4 protein-coding genes and 1 pseudogene are annotated in these 3,211 nt (G+C 74.8%); 4 read left to right on the top strand and 1 reads right to left on the bottom strand.

The annotated features are described in order from the left end of the window. A partial coding sequence (locus HUW36_RS29035; RefSeq protein WP_174531036.1) for a DUF4192 domain-containing protein occupies positions 1–515 on the bottom strand: 515 nt, incomplete at its 3' end. Positions 516–677: 162 nt separating this feature from the next. Between HUW36_RS29035 and HUW36_RS29030 the strand changes: the two genes are divergently transcribed. The 4 genes and pseudogenes from HUW36_RS29030 to HUW36_RS29015 all read left to right on the top strand — a co-directional run. Next, the gene (locus tag HUW36_RS29030; RefSeq protein WP_174531035.1) at positions 678–1,592 is read left to right on the top strand and encodes a fructosamine kinase family protein; all 915 of its coding nucleotides are present in this window, start codon (positions 678–680) and stop codon (positions 1,590–1,592) included. Continuing rightward, positions 1,589–2,605: a GTP 3',8-cyclase MoaA gene (gene moaA, locus HUW36_RS29025; protein ID WP_174531034.1), complete on the top strand. Its 1,017-nt coding sequence runs from the start codon at positions 1,589–1,591 to the stop codon at positions 2,603–2,605. Before HUW36_RS29030 ends, moaA begins: the two co-directional genes overlap by 4 nt. Before the next feature lie 2 nt (positions 2,606–2,607). After that, entirely contained in the window at positions 2,608–2,853 is a 246-nt protein-coding gene (locus HUW36_RS29020) for a MoaD/ThiS family protein (RefSeq protein WP_174531033.1), read from the top strand. Positions 2,854–2,864: 11 nt separating this feature from the next. Next, a pseudogene (locus tag HUW36_RS29015) lies at positions 2,865–3,170 on the top strand (metallophosphoesterase); the annotation flags it as partial. Positions 3,171–3,211: the final 41 nt, after the last annotated feature.

The following is a 3,211-nucleotide window of genomic DNA, read 5'->3' as shown; positions in this document are numbered from 1 at the left end:
CGGACCGGGCCATCGAGCGCGGCCACCTGGGCGGCCAGCGCGGCCCGGTCGGGCAGGGCGACCTGACCGGCGAACACCGCCGCCGCGCTGACCTGGTTGGCGACCGGGTCGTAGGGGGTGCCGTCGGCCGGGCAGCAGGCCGGCTCCGCGCAGAGGTAGGACCACCACCGGCCGTCGGTGACCCGCAGCGCGTCGAGGACGATCAGCCCGGCCGAGTCCAGCGCGTCGCCGACCGCGTCCACGGTGCCGGTCACCCGGGCGGCCGGACCGTAGCCGACGACCGTGGCGGCGTCGGCGTCCTGGCGGGCCACCACCTCGGCCAGGTGCCGGGCCGCCGGTGCGGGGTCGGCGCCGGCCTCGGGCAGGTCGCCGCGCGCGGCGAAGACCACCCGCCGGCCGCGTACCGCGACCACCACCACGCTGTCGGCCGGGTGGAAGCCGAGCAGGTAGGGCACGGCCGCGACGAGGTCGCCGGGCGAGCGGACGGAGAGGCGTGGGCGCTCGGTGGAGTTCATGCCGGGAGCGTGCGGCGTCGTCGGTTCCCGCGTCCGGCCCTGTGGACGACACGCGGTCCATCCACAGATACGGAGCGTATCGGCGCAGGTGAGCGGCGATCGACGGGCGCCACGGTTCCGACACGGTCCACGGCTGTCCCAGGTACCGGCTACCTTGCGCTCATGGACCTGGCGTACCTGCGGGCACACCCGGAGCACCTGCCGACGTTCCTGACCCATCAGCGGATCCGGGAGACGCCGGTCTCCGGCGGCGACATCTGCACCGCCTCCCGGCTCACCCTGGACGACGGGCACTCCGTCTTCGCGAAGACCTGGCCGGAACGGTCGGCGCGGCCGGTCCCGGAGGGCTTCTTCGCCACCGAGGCGGCCGGGCTGCGGTGGCTGCGCGAGGCCGACGCCGTGCCGGTGCCGGAGGTGCTGGTCGCGCTGCCCGACCTGCTCGCGCTCGACTGGGTGGAGCCGGGCGAACCGACGCCGGAGGCCGCGGAGGCGTTCGGGCGCGGGTTGGCCGGCCTGCACACGTCCGGCGCGACCTCGTTCGGTGCGGAGTGGACCGGCTTCATCGGCGCGCTGCCGCAGGACAACACCCCCGATCCCGGCCCGTGGTCGGACTGGTTCGCCCGCTGCCGACTGCTGCCCTACCTGCGGTTGTCGGTCGACGGCGGAGGGCTCGACGGCACCGGGGCCGCCCTGGTCGAGCAGGTCGTCGACCGGATCGACGAGTTCGGCGGCGACGAGCCGCCGGCCCGGGTGCACGGCGACCTCTGGCCCGGCAACCTGCTCTGGGGCGCCGACGGCCGGGTCTGGTTGGTCGACCCCGCCGCGCACGGCGGCCACCGCGAGACCGACCTCGCCCAGCTGGCTCTCTTCGGTGGCCCGCCGCACCTGGAGCGGATCCTGGCCGCCTACCGGGAGGTCCGGCCGCCGGCCGACGGCTGGCGGGAGCGGGTGCCGCTGCACCAGCTCCACCTGCTGCTGGTGCACACCGCGCTCTTCGGCACGGCGTACGCGGACGCGGTGGTCTCCGCCGCCCGCGCCGCGCTGCGGGGCGTCCGACGCGCTACGGTCGACAGATGACCGCCCCCCGGACGACGGCCGACGGGGTCCTCGCCGACCGGTACGGTCGCGTCGCCCGTGACCTGCGGGTCTCGCTGACCGACAAGTGCAACCTGCGGTGCACCTACTGCATGCCGGCCGAGGGCCTGCCCTGGCTGGCCGGCCCACAGCTGCTGACCGACGACGAGATCGTCCGGCTGGTCGGCGTCGCGGTGGGCCGCCTCGGCGTCACCGAGGTGCGCTTCACCGGCGGTGAGCCGCTCATCCGGCCCGGCCTGCCCGGCATCGTGTCGGCGGTCACCGCGCTGACGCCCCGGCCACGCGTCTCGGTGACCACCAACGGCATCGGGCTGGCCCGTCTCGCGCCGGCGCTGCGCGCCGCCGGTCTCGACCGGGTCAACGTCTCGCTGGACACGCTCGACCCGGCCCGGTTCGCCACGTTGACCCGGCGGGACCGGCACGCCGACGTGCTCGCCGGGTTGGCCGGCGCGGCGGAGGCCGGGCTGACGCCGGTGAAGATCAACGCGGTGCTGATGCGCGGGGTCAACGACGACGAGGCGCCGGCTCTCCTCCGGTTCGCCCTGGCGCACGGCTACGAGCTGCGGTTCATCGAGCAGATGCCGCTCGACGCGCAGCACGGCTGGGACCGCTCGACCATGGTCACCGCCGACGAGATCCTGGCCGCCCTGCGCAGCGAGTTCGCGTTGCGCCCCGATCCCGCGGAGCGGGGCGCCGCACCTGCCGAGACCTGGCTGGTGGACGACGGTCCGGCCCGGGTCGGAGTGATCGCCAGCGTGACCCGGCCGTTCTGCGGCGACTGCGACCGCACCCGGCTCACCGCCGACGGTCAGGTGCGCAACTGCCTCTTCGCCACCGAGGAGTCCGACCTGCGGGCGGCGCTGCGCGGCGGCGCCGACGACGACGAGCTGGCCCGACGCTGGCGCGCCGCGATGTGGGCGAAACGGGCCGGCCACGGCATCGACGATCCGACCTTCCTCCAGCCCGCCCGGCCGATGTCCGCGATCGGAGGGTGAGGGTGGAACTGACTGTCCGCTACTTCGCCGGGGCGCGTGCCGCGGCCGGTCGCGCGGAGGAGACCGCATCCGCGGGCCGGTCGTTGGACGAACTCCTCGACGACCTGGCCGCCCGGCACGGCGAGCGCCTGGCCGTGGTGCTGAAGGCGGCGAGTTTCCTGGTCGACGGCGTGGCCTGTCATGATCGTCAGGCACTGTTGCCGGCCGGGGTGACGGTGGACGTGCTGCCGCCCTTCGCGGGCGGCTGAGGGAGGCCGACGTGTTGGCGATGGCGACATTCCTGGTTTTCGTCGTGCTCGTCATCGGCCTGATCCACTTCTACCTGTGGAAGCGACTGGTGCGGGACACCACCCGCCCGGGTCGGTGGCGCCGGCTCGGCGCGGCCGTGGTGGCGCTGCTCGCCCTGCTCGTGCCGGCGACCATGGCCGGCACGAGGAACGGCTGGTACTGGCTGGCCTGGCCGGGCTACCTCTGGCTGGCGCTGATGTTCTACCTGCTGGTGCTGCTGCTGGTGCTGGTGCTGGTGCTGGGGGCGAGCGTGCTCACGGCGGCTCCTCCTCGTCGGTGACGGGAGGGACGCTAGGAACCGCCGGTTTCCCCGGGGTG

Source organism: Micromonospora maritima (assembly GCF_902825405.1).
GTDB lineage: Bacteria > Actinomycetota > Actinomycetes > Mycobacteriales > Micromonosporaceae > Micromonospora > Micromonospora maritima.
Note: the sequence above shows the minus strand (reverse complement) of the source record. Positions and strands in the feature narration are given on the sequence as shown.